Source organism: Haloparvum sedimenti (genome assembly GCF_001462205.1).
Taxonomy (GTDB): Archaea; Halobacteriota; Halobacteria; order Halobacteriales; family Haloferacaceae; genus Haloparvum; species Haloparvum sedimenti.
Genome location: NZ_LKIR01000135.1, coordinates 26,243 through 44,004, shown reverse-complemented (window position 1 = coordinate 44,004; position 17,762 = coordinate 26,243). Strand labels below are relative to the sequence as shown.

At 70.7% G+C, this 17,762-nt stretch carries 15 protein-coding genes and 2 tRNA genes; 7 read left to right on the top strand and 10 right to left on the bottom strand.

What is annotated here, in order from left to right:
- From AN233_RS12215 to AN233_RS12205, 3 genes are all read left to right on the top strand, one after another.
- A partial coding sequence (locus tag AN233_RS12215; protein WP_245626070.1) for a PINc/VapC family ATPase occupies window positions 1-1,400 on the top strand: 1,400 nt, incomplete at its 5' end.
- 198 nt (window positions 1,401-1,598) lie between these two features.
- Window positions 1,599-2,747, top strand: a complete 1,149-nt coding sequence (gene citZ / locus AN233_RS12210) for a citrate synthase (protein WP_058367057.1) — start codon at window positions 1,599-1,601, stop codon at window positions 2,745-2,747.
- Between the two features lie 102 nt (window positions 2,748-2,849).
- A complete protein-coding gene (locus AN233_RS12205; RefSeq protein ID WP_058367056.1) occupies window positions 2,850-4,124 on the top strand; it encodes an MFS transporter in 1,275 nt (424 codons plus the stop codon).
- An 18-nt stretch (window positions 4,125-4,142) separates the two neighbouring features.
- Here the strand turns inward: AN233_RS12205 and AN233_RS12200 are convergent, their stop codons facing one another.
- Entirely contained in the window at window positions 4,143-5,114 is a 972-nt protein-coding gene (locus AN233_RS12200; protein WP_058367055.1) for a transcriptional regulator, read from the bottom strand.
- 157 nt (window positions 5,115-5,271) lie between these two features.
- On the opposite strand from AN233_RS12200, the gene AN233_RS12195 reads away from it, so the two are divergent.
- Window positions 5,272-6,651 (top strand): tRNA(Ile)(2)-agmatinylcytidine synthase, encoded by a 1,380-nt coding sequence (locus AN233_RS12195; RefSeq protein ID WP_058367054.1) that lies wholly within the window; start codon window positions 5,272-5,274, stop codon window positions 6,649-6,651.
- A gap of 64 nt (window positions 6,652-6,715) precedes the next feature.
- Window positions 6,716-8,134: a PAS domain-containing sensor histidine kinase gene (locus AN233_RS12190; protein WP_058367053.1), complete on the top strand. Its 1,419-nt coding sequence runs from the start codon at window positions 6,716-6,718 to the stop codon at window positions 8,132-8,134.
- A gap of 94 nt (window positions 8,135-8,228) precedes the next feature.
- Here the strand turns inward: AN233_RS12190 and AN233_RS12185 are convergent, their stop codons facing one another.
- The 6 genes from AN233_RS12185 to AN233_RS12165 form a co-directional block, all read right to left on the bottom strand.
- On the bottom strand, window positions 8,229-9,221 hold the full coding sequence (locus AN233_RS12185; protein ID WP_058367052.1) for an ornithine cyclodeaminase family protein: 993 nt from the start codon (window positions 9,219-9,221) through the stop codon (window positions 8,229-8,231).
- Between the two features lie 156 nt (window positions 9,222-9,377).
- The gene (gene thsB, locus AN233_RS12180) at window positions 9,378-11,030 is read right to left on the bottom strand and encodes a thermosome subunit beta (protein ID WP_058367314.1); all 1,653 of its coding nucleotides are present in this window, start codon (window positions 11,028-11,030) and stop codon (window positions 9,378-9,380) included.
- Between the two features lie 354 nt (window positions 11,031-11,384).
- The gene (locus AN233_RS17415) at window positions 11,385-11,546 is read right to left on the bottom strand and encodes a hypothetical protein (RefSeq protein ID WP_176696690.1); all 162 of its coding nucleotides are present in this window, start codon (window positions 11,544-11,546) and stop codon (window positions 11,385-11,387) included.
- A 175-nt stretch (window positions 11,547-11,721) separates the two neighbouring features.
- Window positions 11,722-11,803: transfer RNA gene (locus tag AN233_RS12175), tRNA-Ser, on the bottom strand.
- 27 nt (window positions 11,804-11,830) lie between these two features.
- A complete protein-coding gene (locus tag AN233_RS12170) occupies window positions 11,831-12,079 on the bottom strand; it encodes a hypothetical protein (protein ID WP_058367051.1) in 249 nt (82 codons plus the stop codon).
- Window positions 12,080-12,460, bottom strand: a complete 381-nt coding sequence (locus AN233_RS12165) for a Rid family detoxifying hydrolase (RefSeq protein WP_058367050.1) — start codon at window positions 12,458-12,460, stop codon at window positions 12,080-12,082. It abuts the gene before it with no gap.
- A gap of 55 nt (window positions 12,461-12,515) precedes the next feature.
- On the opposite strand from AN233_RS12165, the gene AN233_RS12160 reads away from it, so the two are divergent.
- A complete protein-coding gene (locus AN233_RS12160; protein WP_058367049.1) occupies window positions 12,516-13,442 on the top strand; it encodes a hypothetical protein in 927 nt (308 codons plus the stop codon).
- Between the two features lie 43 nt (window positions 13,443-13,485).
- Here AN233_RS12160 and AN233_RS12155 read toward each other — a convergent pair whose 3' ends face one another.
- The 3 genes from AN233_RS12155 to AN233_RS12145 form a co-directional block, all read right to left on the bottom strand.
- Window positions 13,486-14,787, bottom strand: a complete 1,302-nt coding sequence (locus AN233_RS12155; RefSeq protein WP_058367048.1) for a M24 family metallopeptidase — start codon at window positions 14,785-14,787, stop codon at window positions 13,486-13,488.
- Window positions 14,784-16,634 (bottom strand): UvrD-helicase domain-containing protein, encoded by a 1,851-nt coding sequence (locus AN233_RS12150; RefSeq protein WP_058367047.1) that lies wholly within the window; start codon window positions 16,632-16,634, stop codon window positions 14,784-14,786. The genes AN233_RS12155 and AN233_RS12150 overlap by 4 nt, the downstream gene beginning before the upstream one ends.
- 430 nt (window positions 16,635-17,064) lie before the next feature.
- On the bottom strand, window positions 17,065-17,544 hold the full coding sequence (locus AN233_RS12145) for a DUF192 domain-containing protein (RefSeq protein ID WP_058367046.1): 480 nt from the start codon (window positions 17,542-17,544) through the stop codon (window positions 17,065-17,067).
- A gap of 138 nt (window positions 17,545-17,682) precedes the next feature.
- On the opposite strand from AN233_RS12145, the gene AN233_RS12140 reads away from it, so the two are divergent.
- A tRNA-Val gene (locus AN233_RS12140) sits at window positions 17,683-17,756 on the top strand.
- Window positions 17,757-17,762 lie beyond the last annotated feature (6 nt).

Here is a 17,762-nt window from a genome sequence, read left to right as displayed (position 1 = left end):
GCGGCACGCTCGGCGAGATGCGCTACGAGGTCATCGACGACGAGCCGACCGGCGACGAGCAGATGCGCGAGTGGGCGACCGCCATCGTCAACCTCGCGCGACAGTCCAACGACGGCTACGTCGAGCTCTCCGACGAGGGGATGGACATCGTCCAGTACCGCAACTACCGGATCGCGGTCGCGCGGCCCCCTTTCTCCGACGGCGTCGAGATCACGGCCGTCCGCCCCATCGCGAAGACCGTCCTCGACGACTACGAGTTCGCGGACGAGCTCCGCGAGCGCTTCCTGGAGTCGAAACGCGGCGTCCTGATCTCGGGCTCGCCCGGGGCCGGGAAGTCGACGTTCGCACAGGCGGTCGCGGAGTTCCTCAACGACAGCGACTACGCGGTCAAGACGATGGAGAAGCCGCGCGACCTGCAGGTCGGCCCGGAGATCACCCAGTACGGCGCGCTCGGCGGCGACATGGCCAACACCGCCGACTCCCTGCTTCTGGTCCGCCCGGACTACACCATCTACGACGAGGTCCGCAAGACGGACGACTTCGAGGTGTTCGCGGACATGCGGATGGCCGGCGTCGGCATGGTCGGCGTCGTCCACGCCTCCCGGGCCATCGACTCGCTCCAGCGTCTCGTCGGCCGCGTCGAACTCGGCATGATCCCCCAGATCGTCGACACCGTCGTCTACATCGAGGCCGGGGAGGTCGAGACCGTCTACGACGTGGAGACGGAGGTGAAGGTGCCCGAGGGGCTCACCGCCGAGGACCTCGCGCGCCCGGTCATTCAGGTGACCGACTTCGAGACCGGCCGGCCGGAGTACGAGATCTACACGTTCAACCGGCAGGTCGTCACCGTCCCGCTCGGCGAGGAGGGCGAGGGGAGCACCGAGACCGGCGTCGGCCGCATCGCCAAAAAGGAGATCGAACGCGAGATCCGGTCGGTCGCCCGCGGACACGTCGACGTCGAACTGCAGGGCAACGACGACGCGGTCGTCTACGTCGAGGAGGACGACATCGCCTCCGTCATCGGGAAGGGCGGCGGCCGCATCACCGACATCGAGAACAGACTCGGCATCGACATCGACGTGCGCACGCACGACGAGAAGCCCGGTCGCGGGGGCGGCACGTCCGGTCCGGCCGGTTCCGCGGGGGCCGGCAACGGCCAGGTCGGCGCGGAGCGCGAGCAGGTGGTCCAGCCGGAGATCACCTCCCGGCACGTCGTCATCCCGATGGACGAGCACGTCGGCGACACCGTCGAGGTGCGCGCGGGCGACGAGTACCTGTTCACCGCGACCGTCGGCCGCGGCGGCGAGGTACAGGTCTCCCGCGGCTCCGCCATCGCCGAGGAGTTGGAGGACGCCATCGACCGCAAACAGCGGATCACCGTCGTCCCGGCGCGCGGGTGAGCGGCGCGCGGTCGGCACGGAGGTATCAGGATCGGAGCGACCGGCCGGTCGCCGTTCGTCTTGGCGCCGCGCCGTGAAAAAGGGTTCTCCGAGCGACCCGCCGTCGCCGTGCAACGTCGCCCTGCGGTTCGACGACTGTCGAACAAAAACCCTCCTAAACGATAACGCTTTTTTGAGGGTGGCGGGAACCGTTCGGGTATGTCAGACGAGCTGAAGCGGGGCTTGGAGGGTGTTCTCGTCGCGGAGTCCGAGCTGAGCTACATCGACGGTAGCGTCGGCAAACTCGTGTACCGCGGCTACGACATCGGGGATCTCGCCCGCGAGGCTACCTACGAGGAGGTGCTCTATCTGCTGTGGCACGGCGAGCTGCCGACCGCGGACGAGCTCGACGCGTTCGCGGCGGACCTCGCGAGCGAGCGCGCGGTCGACGACGACGTGTTGGAGACGGTCGCGACGCTCGCGGAGGCGGACGCCGAGCCGATGGCGGCGCTGCGGACCGGGGTGTCGATGCTCGGCAGCTACGATCCCGAGGCCGACGGCGAGCCGGAGGACCTCGACCACTCGCTCCGACAGGGCCGGCGGATCACCGCGAAGATCCCCACGATCCTCGCCGCCTTCGAGCGCGCGCGGCAGGGCGAGGAGCCGGTCGCGCCGGACCCGGAGCTCTCCCACGCCGGCAACTTCCTCTACATGCTCACCGGCGTCGAACCGGACGACGTGGCCGAGGAGACGTTCGACATGGCGCTGACGCTGCACGCCGACCACGGGCTCAACGCGTCGACGTTCACGGCGATGGTGATCGGTTCGACGATGGCCGACATCTACTCCGCGGTCGTCGGCGGCATCGGCGCGCTCTCCGGCCCGCTCCACGGCGGCGCCAACCAGGACGTGATGGAGACCCTCCACGAGGTCGACGCCTCCGGGAAGGACCCCGTCAAGTGGGCGAAGGACGCCCGCGCGAACGGCCGCCGGATCCCCGGCTTCGGCCACCGCGTCTACGAGGTGAAGGACCCCCGCGCGGAGATCTTAGAGGAGAAGCTGCGCGACCTCTCCGAGTCGACCGGCGACACGAAGTGGCTCGACTACACCACCGCCATCGAGGAGTACCTCACCGAGGAGGGGCTCGTCGAGAAGGGGATCGCGCCGAACGTCGACTTCTACTCCGGCTCCGTCTACGACCACCTCGGCATCCCGATGGACATGTACACGCCCATCTTCGCGATGTCCCGGGCCGGCGGCTGGATCGCCCACGTGCTCGAGTATCAGGAGGACAACCGCCTGATCCGCCCGCGCGCCCGCTACACCGGTCCCGAGGACGCCGAGATCGTCCCGCTCGACGAGCGGTAGACCGTCGGACGCCGACGCGTCGGCGCGCCGCGGGTCCGGCGTCGCGCCGCCGATCTGCCGGAGTCGGACGGTTTAACCCCCTCGTCGGCCACCGGGGGAACGATGACCGCGCTCGGCCGTCTCCGCGAGTACGACGTGCTCGTGCTGACGGCGCTGATCTGGTTCCTCGCGAAGTTTTTGCGGTACGCGTTCCCGCCGCTTTTCGAGCCGCTGCAGGCGAGCTACGGCGTCAGCAACGCCGCGGTCGGGACCGCGTTCACCGGATTCATGATCGTCTACGCCGCGATGCAGTTCCCCAGCGGCGTCCTCGCGGACCGGCTGGGCGCGGTGCGGGTCGTCGTCGCGGGCGCCGTGCTCGCGGGCGCGGGCGCGCTCGTGCTCGTCGTCGACTCGCCGTTCGCGGTCCTCGTCGGCGCGATGCTCGTGATGGGCGCGGGGACCGGCGCCCACAAGACCGTCGCCGTCCGCCTGCTCTCGCGGGTGTATCCCGCCCGGACCGGACGCGCTCTCGGCGCGCTCGACACGTTCGGCGCGTTCGGCGGCGTGGTCGCGCCCGCGGCCGTCGTGCTGTTTCTGTCCGCGCCGCCCGCGCTCGCGGCGGCGCTGTCGCGGCTGCCGGGCGCCGACTGGCGGGCCGTGTTCCTGATCGCCGGCGTCGTCGCGGTCGGGTTGGCGGCCGCGTTCCAGATTCGCGTACCGCGCCGGCTCTCCGAGGGGTCGGATCCGGACGCCGGGAGCGGGGAGGAACCGGGGACCGACCCGAACGCCGTCGACGAGGACCGGGGCGAGCCCGGCGTCCGCGACTACGTCGACCTGTTCCGTGCCCCTCGGTTCTCCGCGTTCGTCGGCGTCACGGTGCTGTTCTCGTTCGCCTACAACGGGACGGTGGCATTCCTGCCGCTGTACCTCGTGGACGCCGGCGGGCTGTCGACCGCGACCGCGAACCTGATCTACTCGGCGCTGTTCGTCGTGAGTCTGGTCCAACTCGTCTCCGGCGACCTCAGCGACCGCGTGGGCCGACTCCCGGTCATCGTCGCGACGCTGGCGCTTGCGGGCGCGGCGCTCGCGGCGGCGGTCGTCCTGCCGGCCGTCGGCGCCGGCCCGGTCGCGCTGGGCGCGGTCGTCGTCCTGCTGGGACTGGGCGCGCACGGCTTCCGGCCGGTCCGGGGTGCACACCTCGTGGAGATCCTGCCCGACTGGATGGCCGGCGGCGGGCTCGGCGTGGTCCGCACCCTGCTGATGGGCGCCGGCGCGTTCGCGCCCGCGGTCGTCGGCACCCTCGCGGACGCCGCCGGCTTCCGGGTCGCGTTCGCGCTGCTGGCGGCCTCGCAGGTCGGCGCCGCGGTGCTGGCGGCTGGGCTGTGGATCTCGGAGTAGTAGGCGCTCCCCGCGCCGCTACGCGTCCTTCGGGCGCTCGGCCCGCTCCCGGATCAGGTCGCGGATCGACTCGGGGTCGTCGATGTCCGCGAGCTCCTCACAGGAGACGAGCGCGGTGCCGTCGACGGACTCGCGGCGGTTCTCCTCCTCGGTGAAGTAGACCGAACGGGTCTGGGCCACCTCGCCGATGGAGGACATGATCCGCGCGCGCTTCTCCGCGGCCGGGGTGAACGCGGAGTGGCCGGTGAGCACGCGCATCCGGCGGCTGTCCTCGTCCTCCGAGACGGCCTTGAACGGGGCGCGGGCGGTCGGGTGGACGGTGAAGCCCGCGCGCGTCAGCACGTGGACGACGTGTTCGTCGTCGGGGTCGGCCTCGGGCGCGTCGGGGGTCGGGTCCGCGTCGTGAACCTCCTCTGCGCCGTCCATCACGTCGACCGGGCTGGAGAACGGCTCGTCGAAGATCTGCTCCAGCTGGACGGCCACCTCGATGGAGGCGTTCATGCCGTCCTCGTACTTCGAGACGGTGCGTCGCGAGACGCCGAGTTCGGAGGCGAGCCGGCCGAGCGACCAGCCGCGCTCCTCGCGCTCGTCCGCGAGCAGTTCGCCGTCGATGCTGACGTAGAGGCCGCCGGGGGCGGCGTAGATCAGCGGCGGGATCTCCTCGATGAACAGGTCCACCGCGGTGTCGGGATTGATGACGGGGACGCCGTGCCGGAAGTAGACGACCTCCGGCTTCAGGTCCTCGTCGCGCGTCCGCAGCCCGACCACCATCGGCGTCGCGTCGAGGTACTCCCCGAGGCGACGCATCTCCGCGCCCGTCTCGGCGTCGAGGGCGTCGACGTTGCCGAGGATCTTCAGGAGGACCAGGTCTTCCCCGCGGCGAGCGGCCAGGTCGAAGCTCTTGGGCCGGACCGCACACCGGTCGCTCACGAGGAACCCCGCGTCCTCCAGCATGGCGGTGACGTTCCCGACGAGCGCACTCCGGGACATAGCCGTTGATACGCCCTTCGCTACATAAATACGTTGTGCCGGCCGGGTATGGACTGGCCTCGGCGCGCTCTGGCGGTTTTTCGCGCCTCACCGGCGGTAGGTTTATATATGGAACGTGACGCGAAAGCCGCTTGCCGGTCCGTCCCCTACGCTGCCCGTGACCATCGTCGGGATCGACGACACCGACTCCCGCGAGCGCGGGATGTGTACGACCTACGCCGCGACGCGGCTCGCCGAGCGGATCGCGGCCGCGGGCGGCCGCGTCGAGCGGCGGCTCCTCGTGCGCCTCAACCCCGCCGTGAAACACAAGACGCGGGGGAACGCGGCGCTCGCGCTCCACACGGACCTGCCCGCGGACGAGGCGTTCGAGCTCGCGGGCGACCTGCTGGCGGGGCTCTCGGAGACGGACGATCCCCGGACCTCCCCGGGGCTCATCGTCGCGCCGCTTCCGGCGGACGCGCCCGCGGCGATTCCCGACGAGGTGGCCGGATTCGCCCGACGGGCGCTCCGCAAGCGCCTGGACCTCGACGAGGCCATCGCGCTCGCCGACGAACACGGCTTCGAGCACGCCGGCTTCGGCGCCGGCGGCGACCCGGACGCGGACGCGGGGAACCGAAGCGTCGAGGGCCGCGGCCGAATCGGCGCGCTCGCGGCGGTCGGCGCGCTCGCCGCCTTCGACGACTGGACCTACGAACACGTCGCGTATCGCCGGTTCGAGCGGTGCGGGACGCCACGAAGGGTGGACGAGGAGTCCGTCTTCGCGGCCGCCGAATCCGGCTACCCGACGGTCTGGGACACGGTCGACCGCGGGACGGGCGAGGCGGTCTGTGTCCCCAACGCCCCCGGACCGATCCTCTACGGGATCCGGGGCGACGACCCCGACGCCTGCCGGGCGGTCGCGGCCCGCATCGACGGCGAGTCCGTGGACCGCGCCGCGACGTTTCTGACGAATCAGGGGACGGACGCGCATATCGCGCCCGGCCGCATTGGGGAGCTCCGCGAGGGCACGGGCTACCGCGTCGACTGCGTCGTCGCGGACGAGCCCGAAACGCGCCGCGGCGGTCACGTCTTCGTCCCGCTGGTCCGGTCCGACGCGGTGCCGGACGGCCTCGATCACCCCTCCGCGGTGGCGGCCGCGGACTTCCCTGCCGACGCGGTCGCGCAGGGGGCCGCGTTCGCGCCGACGGACCGGTTCCGCGACCGCGTGCGCGCGCTGCGCCCGGGCGACCGGCTGACCGCCTGCGGCGAGCACGAGGCGGGAACGCTGAAGCTGGAGAAGGTCGCGGTCCGCGAGCTCGTGGGGAGCGAGCTCGCCACGCCGACCTGCCCGGACTGCGGGCGGACGATGTCCTCGGCCGGTCGCGGGCAGGGGTACCGCTGTCGCGACTGCGGCACCGCGGCGCCGGGGAAGGTCGCGGTGCCGGTCGAGCGGGCGCTCGACCCCGGCTGGTACGAGGTGCCGCCCTGCGCCCGCCGCCACGTCGCCAAACCGCTGGTTCGCGGCGGGTTCGACGCGCCGACGCACCCGGAGCGGTAAGCGGGACCCGAAGGAGACGTTTCGTTCAGCAGGTTCTTTATTCCACGGTGAAAAGGATCAATCGATGGACTCCTCGCGCGTCGCCGCCGGTCTGTTCTGTCTCCTCGGGGCGACGCTCTCGGTCATCCCGCTGTCGAGCCTCGCGGAGCTTCCGAGTCGGTCCTTGCTGTCGATCGGCGCCGAGATGGCGGTCCCGCTGCTCATGAGCGTCGTCGTCTTCGGATACGGCGTCCGTCTGCTGTTCGCCGAGGAGACCGGCAGACCGCTCCACGTCGTGCTCTGGAGCACCGTCTCGGCCGCACTCGCGGTCGTCTTCATCGGCTGGGTCGTGCTGGTCCAGTTCGTCTCCGAGGGGGTCGACCCCATCCACGTGATCGGGTACACCGTCGTCGCCGCGGCGGTCGCGGGCCTGCTGATCGGGCGGTACGACGCGCGGAGCCGGCGTCGGCGGCGCGACCTCCAGCGCGAGCGGGACCGCTTCTCCGCATTGTTCGAGAACGTCGCCACGCCGATCGCCGAGGTCGAGATGGCCGACGGCGAGGTGCTCGCCCGAGCGGTCAACCCGCAGTTCGAGGCGACCTTCGGCGTGGACGCCGCGGAGGCGGCGGGCGACCGCCTCGGCGCACACGTGCGGAAGCCGGAGGACGCCGAGGAGGTGCCCCTCGACGACCCGCTCCGCGAGGACGAGAGCCGGACGTACATGGTGCGCCGCGGCGCGGTCGACGGCATGCGGGACTTCCGCGTGTACGTGGTCCCCGAATCGTCCGGCGGGACCGACGAGCGGCGCGGCTACTGCATCTTCACGGACCTGACCGAACAGCGCCGCAACCGGGAGCGACTGAGCGTGCTCAACCGCGTGCTGCGCCACGACGTGCGCACCGCGGTCAACGTGATCCACGGCACCGCCGGCCGGATCGCCGACAGCGTGGACGACGCCGCCGTGCGGGCGTGGGTCGAGACGATCCGCCGTCGCGCCCGGAAACTCGCCTCCTACGGCGACCGGGCGCGCTACGTCCAGTCGGTGGTCGAGGGGGACGGCGAGACCGAGCCCGTCGACGTCGCCGCCCGCGTGCGCGACCTCCTCGCGGACCTCGGCGACGAGTACCCGCACGCCACCGTCCGCGCGACGGTGCCGGAGGAGGCCCACGCCCGGGCGCTTCCGACCGTCGGGGACGCGTTCCGGGAGGTGCTCACGAACGCCGTCGAACACAGCGACCGGGAGGCGCCCCGCGTCGAGGTCGACGTGACGTGCTGTCCCGAGGCGGTCGTCGTCCGGGTCGCGGACGACGGCCCCGGGCTGCCCGAGGACGAGCGCCGCCTGCTCCACGGCGAGGCCGACGTGTCACAGCTCACCCACTCCGACGGCTTCGGCCTGTGGGTCACCTCGTGGATCGTCACCGGCTCCGGCGGCACCGTCTCCGTCTCCGCGAACCGCCCGCGCGGGACCGTCGTGGAGATCCGGCTGCCGCGCGTCGAGGACTGATCGAGAAACCGGCCGGCGGTTCGCGGTCGCGGCGTGGCGACCGCGGAGCGGTGACCACGGGGGAGCGCTCGCTGGCCGGCGACCGCGTGCGGCGTTACTCGGCGAGGCCGAGCAGGTCGAAGGGGTACCCGTTGTCGTTGTCGTCGGCGTACTCGTAGACGACGTGGGCGGCGGCCACGTCCTGGATCGCGAGCCCGGTCGAGTCGAAGACGGTGACGCCGTCGTCGTCGGTCCGCCCCTCGATCTTCCCGGTGACGATCTGGCCGATCTCGCCGTAGATGTCGTCGTCCGTGAGCGTGCCGTCCGCGTAGGGGACGTTGATCTCGCCGGAGTGGGTGCACTGCTCGTGGTCGTCGATGACGATCTTCGCGTCGAGCAGCAGGTCGTCCGCGAGCTCGTGTTTGCCCTCGGCGTCCGCGCCCATCGCGTTGACGTGGGTGTGCTCGCCGATGTCGGCCGCCTGCACGATGGGAGACTCGACGGGCGTCACCGTCGAGAGCACGTCGCAGCTCGCGGCCTCGTCGATCGAGCCCGCACGCACCGTGAATCGGTCCTCGAACGTCTCGATGAACCGCCGGACGCGGTCCTCGTCGAGGTCCGAGACGACGACCGTCTCGATGTCGCGGATCTCCGCGATCGCTTCGAGCTGGGTGTATGCCTGCACGCCGGCGCCGACGATCCCCAGCGAGGAGGCGTCCTCGACCGCGAGGTGGTCGGTCGCGACCGCCGCGGCCGCGCCCGTGCGCTTCATCGTCAGCTCCGTGCCGTCCATGATCGCCAGCGGGAACGCGTTCTCGGGCTCGGAGTAGACCATCGTCCCCATCACGGTCGGGAGGCCGAACTCCTCGGGGTTGTTCGTGTGGACGTTCACCCACTTGACGCCCGCGGCGTCCCAGTCGCCCGCGTCGAGGTAGGCCGGCATCGACCGGAAGTCGCCGTCGTACTGCGGCAGGTCGATGTACGACTTGGCCGGCATCTGCGCGTTGCCCTCCTCGTAGGCGACGAACGCGTCCGACACCGCCGCGATGACGCGGTCCATCTGCGCGTTCTCGTCGACGTCGGCGCTGTTGAGAAGCAGCGTTTCCATGCCGCAAAATTTTCCGGCCGGGTATTTAGGTCATGCTGAACGCGGTCGGGTGGTGGCGCCGTGACTGCTGCTGCGTCCGAGACAGGTCGAAAGAAGCGGTCGATCGAAAGGCGATGCGGCCGGTCGGCTGGGTGGTGAGTCTGTCCTACCGGACGCTCACATCATGCCGCCCATGCCGCCGCCCATGCCGCCCATGCCGCCGCCGGGCGCGCCGCCCTCCTCCTCGCCGTCGCCGGAGGTGGACAGCTCGTCGGCCGCGATGATGTCGTCGATCTTCAGGACCAGGTTCGCGGCCTCGGTGGCCGAGGAGAGCGCCTGCTCCTTGGCGTGGGCCGTCTCGACGACGCCCGCCTCGAAGGTGTCCTCCACGTCGCCCGTAAAGGCGTTGAGGCCGGCGCGGGAGTCGCCCGACTCGTGGGCCGCGCGCAGGTCCACGAGCAGGTCGATGGCGTCGAGGCCGGCGTTCTCGGCGAGCACGCGCGGGACGAGTTCCAGCGAGTCCGCGAACGCCTCGACGGCGAGCTGCTCGCGGCCCTCGACGGAGTCCGCGAAGTCGCGGACGCGGCTGGCGAGCTCGACCTCGATGGCGCCGCCGCCCGCGAGGACGCGGCCGTCGGAGACCGTGGTCGAGACCACGTCGATGGCGTCGTTGATGCCGCGCTCGAGTTCGTCGACGACGTGCTCGGTGGAGCCGCGGAGGAGGAGCGTGACGCCGTGGGCGTCCTCGCCCTCGACGTAGAACAGCTCGTCCTCGTCGTCGCGGGTGACGCTACCGACCGCGAGGTCGTCGGCGGTCAGGTCGTCCAGGTCGGAGACGATGTTGGCGCCGAGGACGTTCTTCAGGAACTTCAGGTCGGACTTCTTCGTCCGGCGGACCGCGAGGATGCCCTCCTTCGCGAGGTAGTGCTGTGCGAGGTCGTCGATGCCCTTCTGACAGAAGACGACATCGGCGCCGGACTCGACGATCTTGTCGACCTTCCCACGGAGCTCCTCTTCCTCCTTGTCGAGGAACTGCTGGAGCTGGTCGGGAGACTCGATGGAGACGGAGGTGTCGACGTCGGCCTCCTCGACCTCGATCGGCTCGTTGAGGAGGAGGACGTTCGCGTCCTCGACGCTCGAGGGCATGTCGTCGTGGACCGGGTCCTTGTCGATGACCGCGCCGGAGAGCAGCTCGGACTCGCCCGCCGAGCGGCCGGTCTGGGTCTCGATCTTCAGGTTCGCCAGGTCGACGACCGTGGAGCCGTCGTCGGCGTCGACGCTGACGCCCTGTACCGCGCGGACCACGAGGTCGGCGAGCACGTCCTTCTCGAGCTCGGCGCCCTTGCCGGTCATGGAGGTCTCGGCGACCTGCTGGAGGATCTCGGTGTCGTCGGCGTCGACCGGCTCGGCAACCTCGTCGACCTCCTCGCGGGCGAACTCGCTCGCGAGGTGGAAGCCCTTGATGATCGCCGTCGGGTGGATCTCCTGCTCAAGGAGGTCCTCGGCGTTCTTGAGGAGCTCGCCCGCGATGGCGACCGCGGTCGTCGTCCCGTCGCCGGCCTCGTCCTCCTGCGTCTCGGCGACCTCGACGATCATCTCCGCGGTCGGGTTGTCGATGTCCATCTCCTGGAGGATGGTGACGCCGTCGTTCGTGATGGTGACGTCGCCCATCGACGTGACGAGCATCTTGTCCATCCCTTTCGGACCGAGCGTGGAGCGGACGGCCTCCGCGACCGCGCGTGCGGCGGAGATGTTGTACTCCTGCGCGTCCTTGTCCTTGACGCGCTGCGCGTCCTCTCCCATGATGATCATCGGCTGACCCTGCTGCATTCGCTGGCTCATGTACACCCACGGATTGTTTGTGATTCTATATAAAACCTTCGTCGGCGGGCCACTCGGGTCACGCCCGGGTCGCGCTCGTCCGATGCGGGAGACCGACGTACTGCGACCGATTTTGCACGGATCCGTGTTGGATGTTACCACAATACGCCGCCACGATGAGGTGCGGCTCCGTGGGCGTTTAAGTAGCTGTGTCCGTGCTGTGTCCGTTGGCCTCGGCCGTTTCTGTGTCTGGGCGTCCTCCCGGCGGCGGACCTCCTCCTTCCGGTGGATCCACTCTCACCGGCGACGCGGTCGCTGGCGACGAATCGTGGTCAGAAAATCCGCGGGCCGCGACCGGGCGGATCAGCTATCCAGCTCGGTCGGGTCGGTCAGATAGTCGGAGTCGACCCCGTCCGGCTCCGGGGGCTCCTCCTCGGCCGTGAGCTCCCGCTCGTTGAGGCGAGCCTCCAGCTGTCTCCGCTTGTTGCGCCCCTTCCGTTCGCGGCCGTCCTTCGTGTCTGGCATCGTCACTCGTGGTAACACCACCCATGCTTATGAACCTTTCCGCGATGGTCGTGCAGGCTCCGTTCGTTCGGAAATGCTCCGTCGAGTCGGACAATGCCGTGACTATTCGAGTGAACCGCCTCGGGGTCAAGCCCCGAGGCACTCGCCTTGCTTATCTGTAGATCAGAAACGAAAACGCCAGGAGAGGGATTTGAACCCCCGATCCCGGAAGGGAACACGCTTTCCAGGCGTGCGCCTTGCCACTCGGCCATCCTGGCCCGACTGGACGTACTGCGGTCGGACTGTTAAACCCTTCTTTTCGCCCGCAGGCGGTGCTCCGTCTGGTAGGCGATCGCACCCACGGCAACGCCGACGAGGGCCGCGATCGGGAGCAGCCCGAGAACGCCGACCGGAAGCGGACCGACGACGAGCGCGTACCCCTGCGCGAGCGCGAGGAACGCGAGCGCGCCGACGAGCCCCCACAGCGCCGCGGACTTCGCGCGGGCTCGCGTGGTCGGGGGAACGCTCGGGGACGCCCCGTCCGACTCGTCCATCTACTCGACGCTGGCGACGGCCTCGATTTCCACGGCGACGCCCTTCGGGAGCGCCCCCGCCTGGACCGCCGACCGCGCCGGCGGTTCCGCCTCGAAGTAGGTCGCGTACGTCTCGTTCATCTCGTCGAAGTCGTCGATGTCCGCGAGGAAGACGGTCGTCTTGAGCACGTCCGCGGGCTCGGCGCCCGCCTCCGCGAGCACCGCCACGAGGTTGTCGAGCGCGCGCTCCGTCTGGGTCGCCACGTCCGCGTCGTCCAGCAGCTCGCCGTCGGGGGTGAGCGGGATCTGTCCCGCGGTGAACACGAGGTCGCCGTTCGTCGTCGCCTGGCTGTACGCGCCGACCGCGGCCGGCGCCTCGTCGGTGTGGACGATCTCCTTCATACGCCGCGAACTGCCGCCCGCGATCACTTAACTGTGTGCGGGACCGCCCGCCGGTATGGGACGCGTTTCGCGGTTCGTCCGGGTCTGGCTCGTCGGCCGCGTGCTGAAGCGCAACCCGCTCGCCGCGGTCCTGCTCGCGCTGGTCGACCTTCTTCGACGGGCACGCCGCGGCGCGCGGGGGATCCCCTTCTCACCGGTCCGGGCAGGGGGGTACGTCGGGAGCGACTTCCTCCGCCGGGCCGGCTACGTCGACCCGGACGCGCCGACGCCGGCGGGCGAACTCGACGACCTCGGCGCGTTCGCGCGCCCCTCCTTCGACCCCGACGCGGTCGCGCCCGCGGTGCGGGCGTTCTACGAGCGGACCGGCGACTACCGGATGACCTACCGCGTGCGCTGGGGTCGCGGCTTCCGGCTCGGCGCGCGCCTCGTCGGACCGGTCACGAGCCGGATCCGCCAGCTCAACCTCCCCGGCGGCGGGTCGGGCTGGCGGCCGCTCCGCGGGCGCTTCGTCGCGGTCGACGTGCCGGGGGACCCGCGCGAGGAGGTGCGCGGCTGGGTCCGCGAGAACGTCGCGGGCGAGGCGGTCTTCGTCGCGCTTTACGGTGCTCACGAGGCCGACGGCGAGCGGTTCGTCAACGTCGCGGTCCCGCTACCGGGCGGAAACCTCTCGACTGTCCTCCGCCCGCGGAACGTGGACGGGGCCGGAGACGACGGCGCCGAGAGCTCCGATCGCGAGGACGCGGTCGAGTGGACGACCGAGGGCGGCGGCGATCCTGGCCTATTTCTGGTCACGCCGGTCGGCGCGTTCCGGCTCCCGGTCGGCCAGCGGTTCGTGGTGCGCCGGGCGGACAGCGACGCAACCGGCGGGAACGAGGGGCTCGCCGCGGACGCGCCGCTCTCCGCGACGCACGAGATGTGGGTCCTCGGCGCGACGTTCCTCCGGATCGACTACCGGATCGAGCGTCGAGAGGACCGACGGTAGACGACCGTCGTGTGCCGGCGACGGAGGAGCCGATCCGCGATCGCTACCGCCGCTCCGGAACGCTTCCGAGGGGGTACTCGTGGAGGATCTCGTAGCCGTCCTCGGTGACGGCGACCAGGTCCTCCAGCCGCACGCCGCCGGTCGCCGGGTCGTAGACGCCCGGTTCGACCGTGACGACGTGGCCCGGGCGTAGCTCGGTGTTCGCTGAGAGCGACGGCCCCTCGTGTAGCGAGACGCCGACGCCGTGGCCGGTGCCGTGCGTGAAGCCCGCCTCCCCCTCGCCCGCTGCCGGGTCGAAGCCGTGCGCCGCGAGCTCGGCGGCCGCCTCCTCGTGGACCGTCGCGGCCGACGCGCCCGGTTCGACCTCCGCGAGCGCCGCCTCGCGGGCGGCCCGCACCGCGACGTACGCGCGGCGCTCCCACCCGCCCTCGCCCTGGACGACGAACGTCCGCGTCATGTCGCCGTAGTAGCCGTGCGGCCCACGCGGCGAGATGTCCAGAAGCACCGTCTCACCGGGGCGCACGAGGTCGACGCCGGTGTAGTGGAGGTCCGCCGCGGAGGGACCGGCGCCGATCACCGTGTTGCCGGCGTCGCGGACGCCGTAGGCGGCGAGCGTCGCGTTCACCTGTCGGCGCAGGCGCTCCGTCGAGAGCGGACCGCCCTCCCAGACGAGGACGGGGGCCTCGTCGTTCCGGTCCGATCCCGGTCCGCTACTGACTTCGCTCTCCGCGAGGACCGTCTCCGCGCGCGCCATCCCGCGGGTGGTCGCACGCTGGACGCGCCGCAGGCACTCGATCTCGTCCGGGGCCTTCCGCTCGCGGGCGTCCGCGACCGCGTCCGTGGACGTGATCGCGTGTCCGGCCTGCTCCAGATACACCGCGGCGTCGTGGGGGATCGACTGCGGGACCAACACCGCGCTCCCCTCGCCGGCCTGATCGGTCACGACCGCGGCCGCGCGCTCGCCGGCCGGGTCGCCGGCGGTCGCCGTCTCCACGCGTCGGTCGAGGTCGGTCGATTCGACCGGAGGCGCGGCGGCCGCGAACTCCCGCTCCGCCTGTTCGCCGAACAGCGCCGGCGCACACAGGGTCGCGGTCTCCGAGGTCACGACGAGCGCGAAGTCGCGGTCCGGTCCCGAAAAGCGGGCGAGGTAGCGCAGGTCGTCGTCGAAGCGATCGCCGACCGCGACGAACGCGTCCGCTCCCGCGGCCGCCAGCGCGTCGCGCAGAAACCGCAGGTCGGTCGGCGGCGCGTCGGGGCGCGGTCGAGCGTCGGCAGGCTCCCGTCCCGGTGTTGAGCGGTTGCTCGCGGGCCGGTCGTCGCCGGCCGCATCGTTCCCCTCGCTCACGGCTCCGGTTCCGGGACCGCCAGTTCCTCCTGTACCTCGTCGATCAGCTCCTGTACCGGCTCCTCCCGTCGCTCGTTGAACAACAGGACGCTGACGGGGAGCGTCGGCGCCCCGTTGATCAGGTTCTCAAGCAGGACGAGTCGCTCGCGGGCCCGCGACATGCCGACGTAGAAGACGCGGCGCTCGTTGTCGGTGAGGATGGGGACCGGGCTGGTGGTCTTGGTGAACTCCTCGACGCCCTCGACGGCCGCGGGGTCGTCGACGGTCGCGGCCATCTGCTCGACCACCTTCTCGGTGAGGTCCGTCGAGACGAACACGTGGTCGGCCTCGCGACCCTTCGCGGAGTGGATGGTGCCGACGCGGACGCGGTCGGGGTCCGCGTCGCGGTAGTCGCCGTCGAAGTACGCCTCCATCGAGTTGCGCTGGAAGCTCGTCACCTTCCGCACCATGTCGCTGGCGCTCGCCGTGTCGGGCATGAACGGCGCGTACTCTTTCAGCTCGTCGGCGGTTACCTCGAACTCCGCGGCGTCGTCGACGCCGGCGTTGTCCTCGCGGTCCTCCAGGAAGTCGTAGAAGTCGTCCCGCTCGTTGGTCCCGAAGGCGGACTCCTGGAGCATGTCCGCGAGCCGGCGCGCTTCGAGTCCGTTCACCGGCTCCTCGGCCTCGTACTTCTCGACCGCGTGGACGTAGTCGCGCAGGCGGTCGGTCCACATCCGGCCGTCCGTCAGCAGGGTGAACGGGATGCCGTAGTCGATGAACTCGTCCATGAAGTCGAACAGCTGGTAGCGCGCCCGGAAGAGGATCATCAGGCTGCCCTCGTCGTCGTCGACGGTGTACCGGACGTTGCGCACTAACTCGATCATCGAGGGGCTCTCGATCCCCTCCACGACGCCGCCCTCCTTGCGCGGCTTGAGGTCCTTCTCCTGTCGCTTGTCGATGTGGCGGATCTCCGCGTTGACGACGTTGAGGATGTCGGAGGGGAGCCGGTAGGAGTTCGGGAGGATCACGTCCTCGTCGACCGGCGTGTCGAGCAGGAGGTCGGGGTCCGCGCCCTGCCACGCGTAGACGACCTGGTCGTCGTCGCCGGCGATCAGCGCCTTCTCGACGTGCGGGCGCCACTCCTCGTACACCTCATACTGGAGCGTGGTGATGTCCTGGAACTCGTCGATGACGAGGTAGTCGACGTTCGGGACGAGCGAGCGCTGCTTCACGCGCTCGAGCATGTCCGCGAAGCCGACCAGCCCGTGATCCCCCTTGTAGGCGCGCCACGCACGGATCGCCTCGGGCACGTCGATGCGGTCGTCGTCGGAGGGCCACGTCGGCGTGTACTTGTTCCCCTCCTGGGCGTTGGGGTCCTCCTCCGGCGGGAGCCGGACTTCCTCGACGTTCCACTGGAAGGGAACGTCGTACCAGTCGGCCACGTCGCGTTTCGTCCGCTGGAGCCACTGGGAGGTGGCGATGATCTTGTTGCCGATGGTCGTCGAGCGGGCGGTCCGGCGGCCGGCGCCGCCGTACTCGTCCTCGAACTCGATCCCGAACTCCTCACAGAAGTCGCCCTTGTCGTCCTCGCCGACCACGTCGCCGCGCGAGAGGTCGAGCAGTTCGTACGCCTTCGCGTGCATCGTCGCCACGTTGCCCTGCAGGCTCCGCGGCGAGATGTCGAGTCGCTCCGCGAGCCGCTCGCGGATCTCCGCGGCCGCGGCCCGGGTGTAGGAGACGACGAGCACGTCGCGAACCTCGGCGTCGCCGTCCTCCAGAATGGACTCCACGCGGTCGAGGAGGGCCGTGGTCTTCCCGCTCCCCGGCCCACCGAAGAGCCGCGTCACTGTCGTGTCGGGGTCGGTCATTGTCCACGCTCACGGCCCGGCGCATCATAAGCGGTCGGTTCCGCGAACGCGCCCGGTCACGAGCGCCAGCGCCCCCGCAAACGCGGGCGCGCCGGCGCGCACACCGGCGGTGGACAGCCAGCGGAACGATGCGCCACACGCTCCACGGTCACGCCGCATTCACGGCGGGAGTCGCTCCCGATCGCTGAAAAACGTCCGGGTGAAGCGGGACGGTCATCGGGTGATCACGAGGGTCTCGGGGGGTTTGAGGGGCGATTGCGGGGCAGTTGGAGGGCCATTTCGGGGCAGTTGAGGGGCGATTGCGGTCGCGGTGCCGTGCGAGGGAGGACTGAACGGAGCAGTCCGCTTGACTCGGCAGAGGGTTCCGAACCGTGCTGTCCCACGCAGCAGGATCGACGACGAAGACGGGCACGGAACCCGATCGCTATCGTCAGTCCGCTCGCTCGATCCGCACCTCGTCGCCGACCTCGATACCGTGCTCGTCGGCGTACCCGGCCCGGACCTCCAGCACGTACAGCCCCTCTCCCTCGTAGCGCGTGTAGGGAGGGCCCTCGGGCGCGGCCCCGCGGTGGATCTCGGTCACCTCGCCGTCCGCGTCCACGAACAGGATGTCGATGGCGAAGGCCATCTCCCGCATCACGTACGCGCGCTCGGCCGGCTCGTCGTGGACGAACAGCATCCCCTCATCGGGAGCCAGCGACTCGGTCGCGGAGAGGCCGACGTACTGCTTCACCGGCCCGTCCGCGACGCGGGCGTCGACGCTCGCGAGGGTCGCGCCCGACTCGTCGTCGGCCACCGTCACGGTCGCCTCCTCGTACCCGACGATCAGCAGCGCGGGGTTGGCCCACGCGACGACGATCAGGACCGCGAGCAGCAGGCCCGCGGCCGCGACGAGGTGACGGCGGTTCACGCCCGCGACTCGGAGGGGGCGAGGCATAGCGGTTGCGCCGCAGGTGAAGACCGGTCCGCGGTCGGCGAGCGGAGAGCCGCCGCGGCCGCTGTCCGGATGGGAAACCGTTTTGCCCGCGGGAGCGCTTCGGAACGATGCGGGCTTGTGGTCTAGCTGGTCATGACGCGGCCTTTACAAGGCTGAGGTCGGCGGTTCGAACCCGCCCAAGCCCACTTCCG

Coding starts and splice junctions, on each gene's coding strand:
- citZ (WP_058367057.1), top strand. CDS start 1,599: ATGTCAGACGAGCTGAAGCGGGGCTTGGAGGGTGTTCTCGTCGCGGAG.
- AN233_RS12170 (WP_058367051.1), bottom strand. CDS start 12,079: ATGGACGAGTCGGACGGGGCGTCCCCGAGCGTTCCCCCGACCACGCGA.
- AN233_RS12185 (WP_058367052.1), bottom strand. CDS start 9,221: ATGGAAACGCTGCTTCTCAACAGCGCCGACGTCGACGAGAACGCGCAG.
- AN233_RS12190 (WP_058367053.1), top strand. CDS start 6,716: ATGGACTCCTCGCGCGTCGCCGCCGGTCTGTTCTGTCTCCTCGGGGCG.
- AN233_RS12205 (WP_058367056.1), top strand. CDS start 2,850: ATGACCGCGCTCGGCCGTCTCCGCGAGTACGACGTGCTCGTGCTGACG.
- thsB (WP_058367314.1), bottom strand. CDS start 11,030: ATGCAGCAGGGTCAGCCGATGATCATCATGGGAGAGGACGCGCAGCGC.
- AN233_RS12150 (WP_058367047.1), bottom strand. CDS start 16,634: ATGACCGACCCCGACACGACAGTGACGCGGCTCTTCGGTGGGCCGGGG.
- AN233_RS12160 (WP_058367049.1), top strand. CDS start 12,516: ATGGGACGCGTTTCGCGGTTCGTCCGGGTCTGGCTCGTCGGCCGCGTG.
- AN233_RS17415 (WP_176696690.1), bottom strand. CDS start 11,546: ATGCCAGACACGAAGGACGGCCGCGAACGGAAGGGGCGCAACAAGCGG.
- AN233_RS12165 (WP_058367050.1), bottom strand. CDS start 12,460: ATGAAGGAGATCGTCCACACCGACGAGGCGCCGGCCGCGGTCGGCGCG.
- AN233_RS12200 (WP_058367055.1), bottom strand. CDS start 5,114: ATGTCCCGGAGTGCGCTCGTCGGGAACGTCACCGCCATGCTGGAGGAC.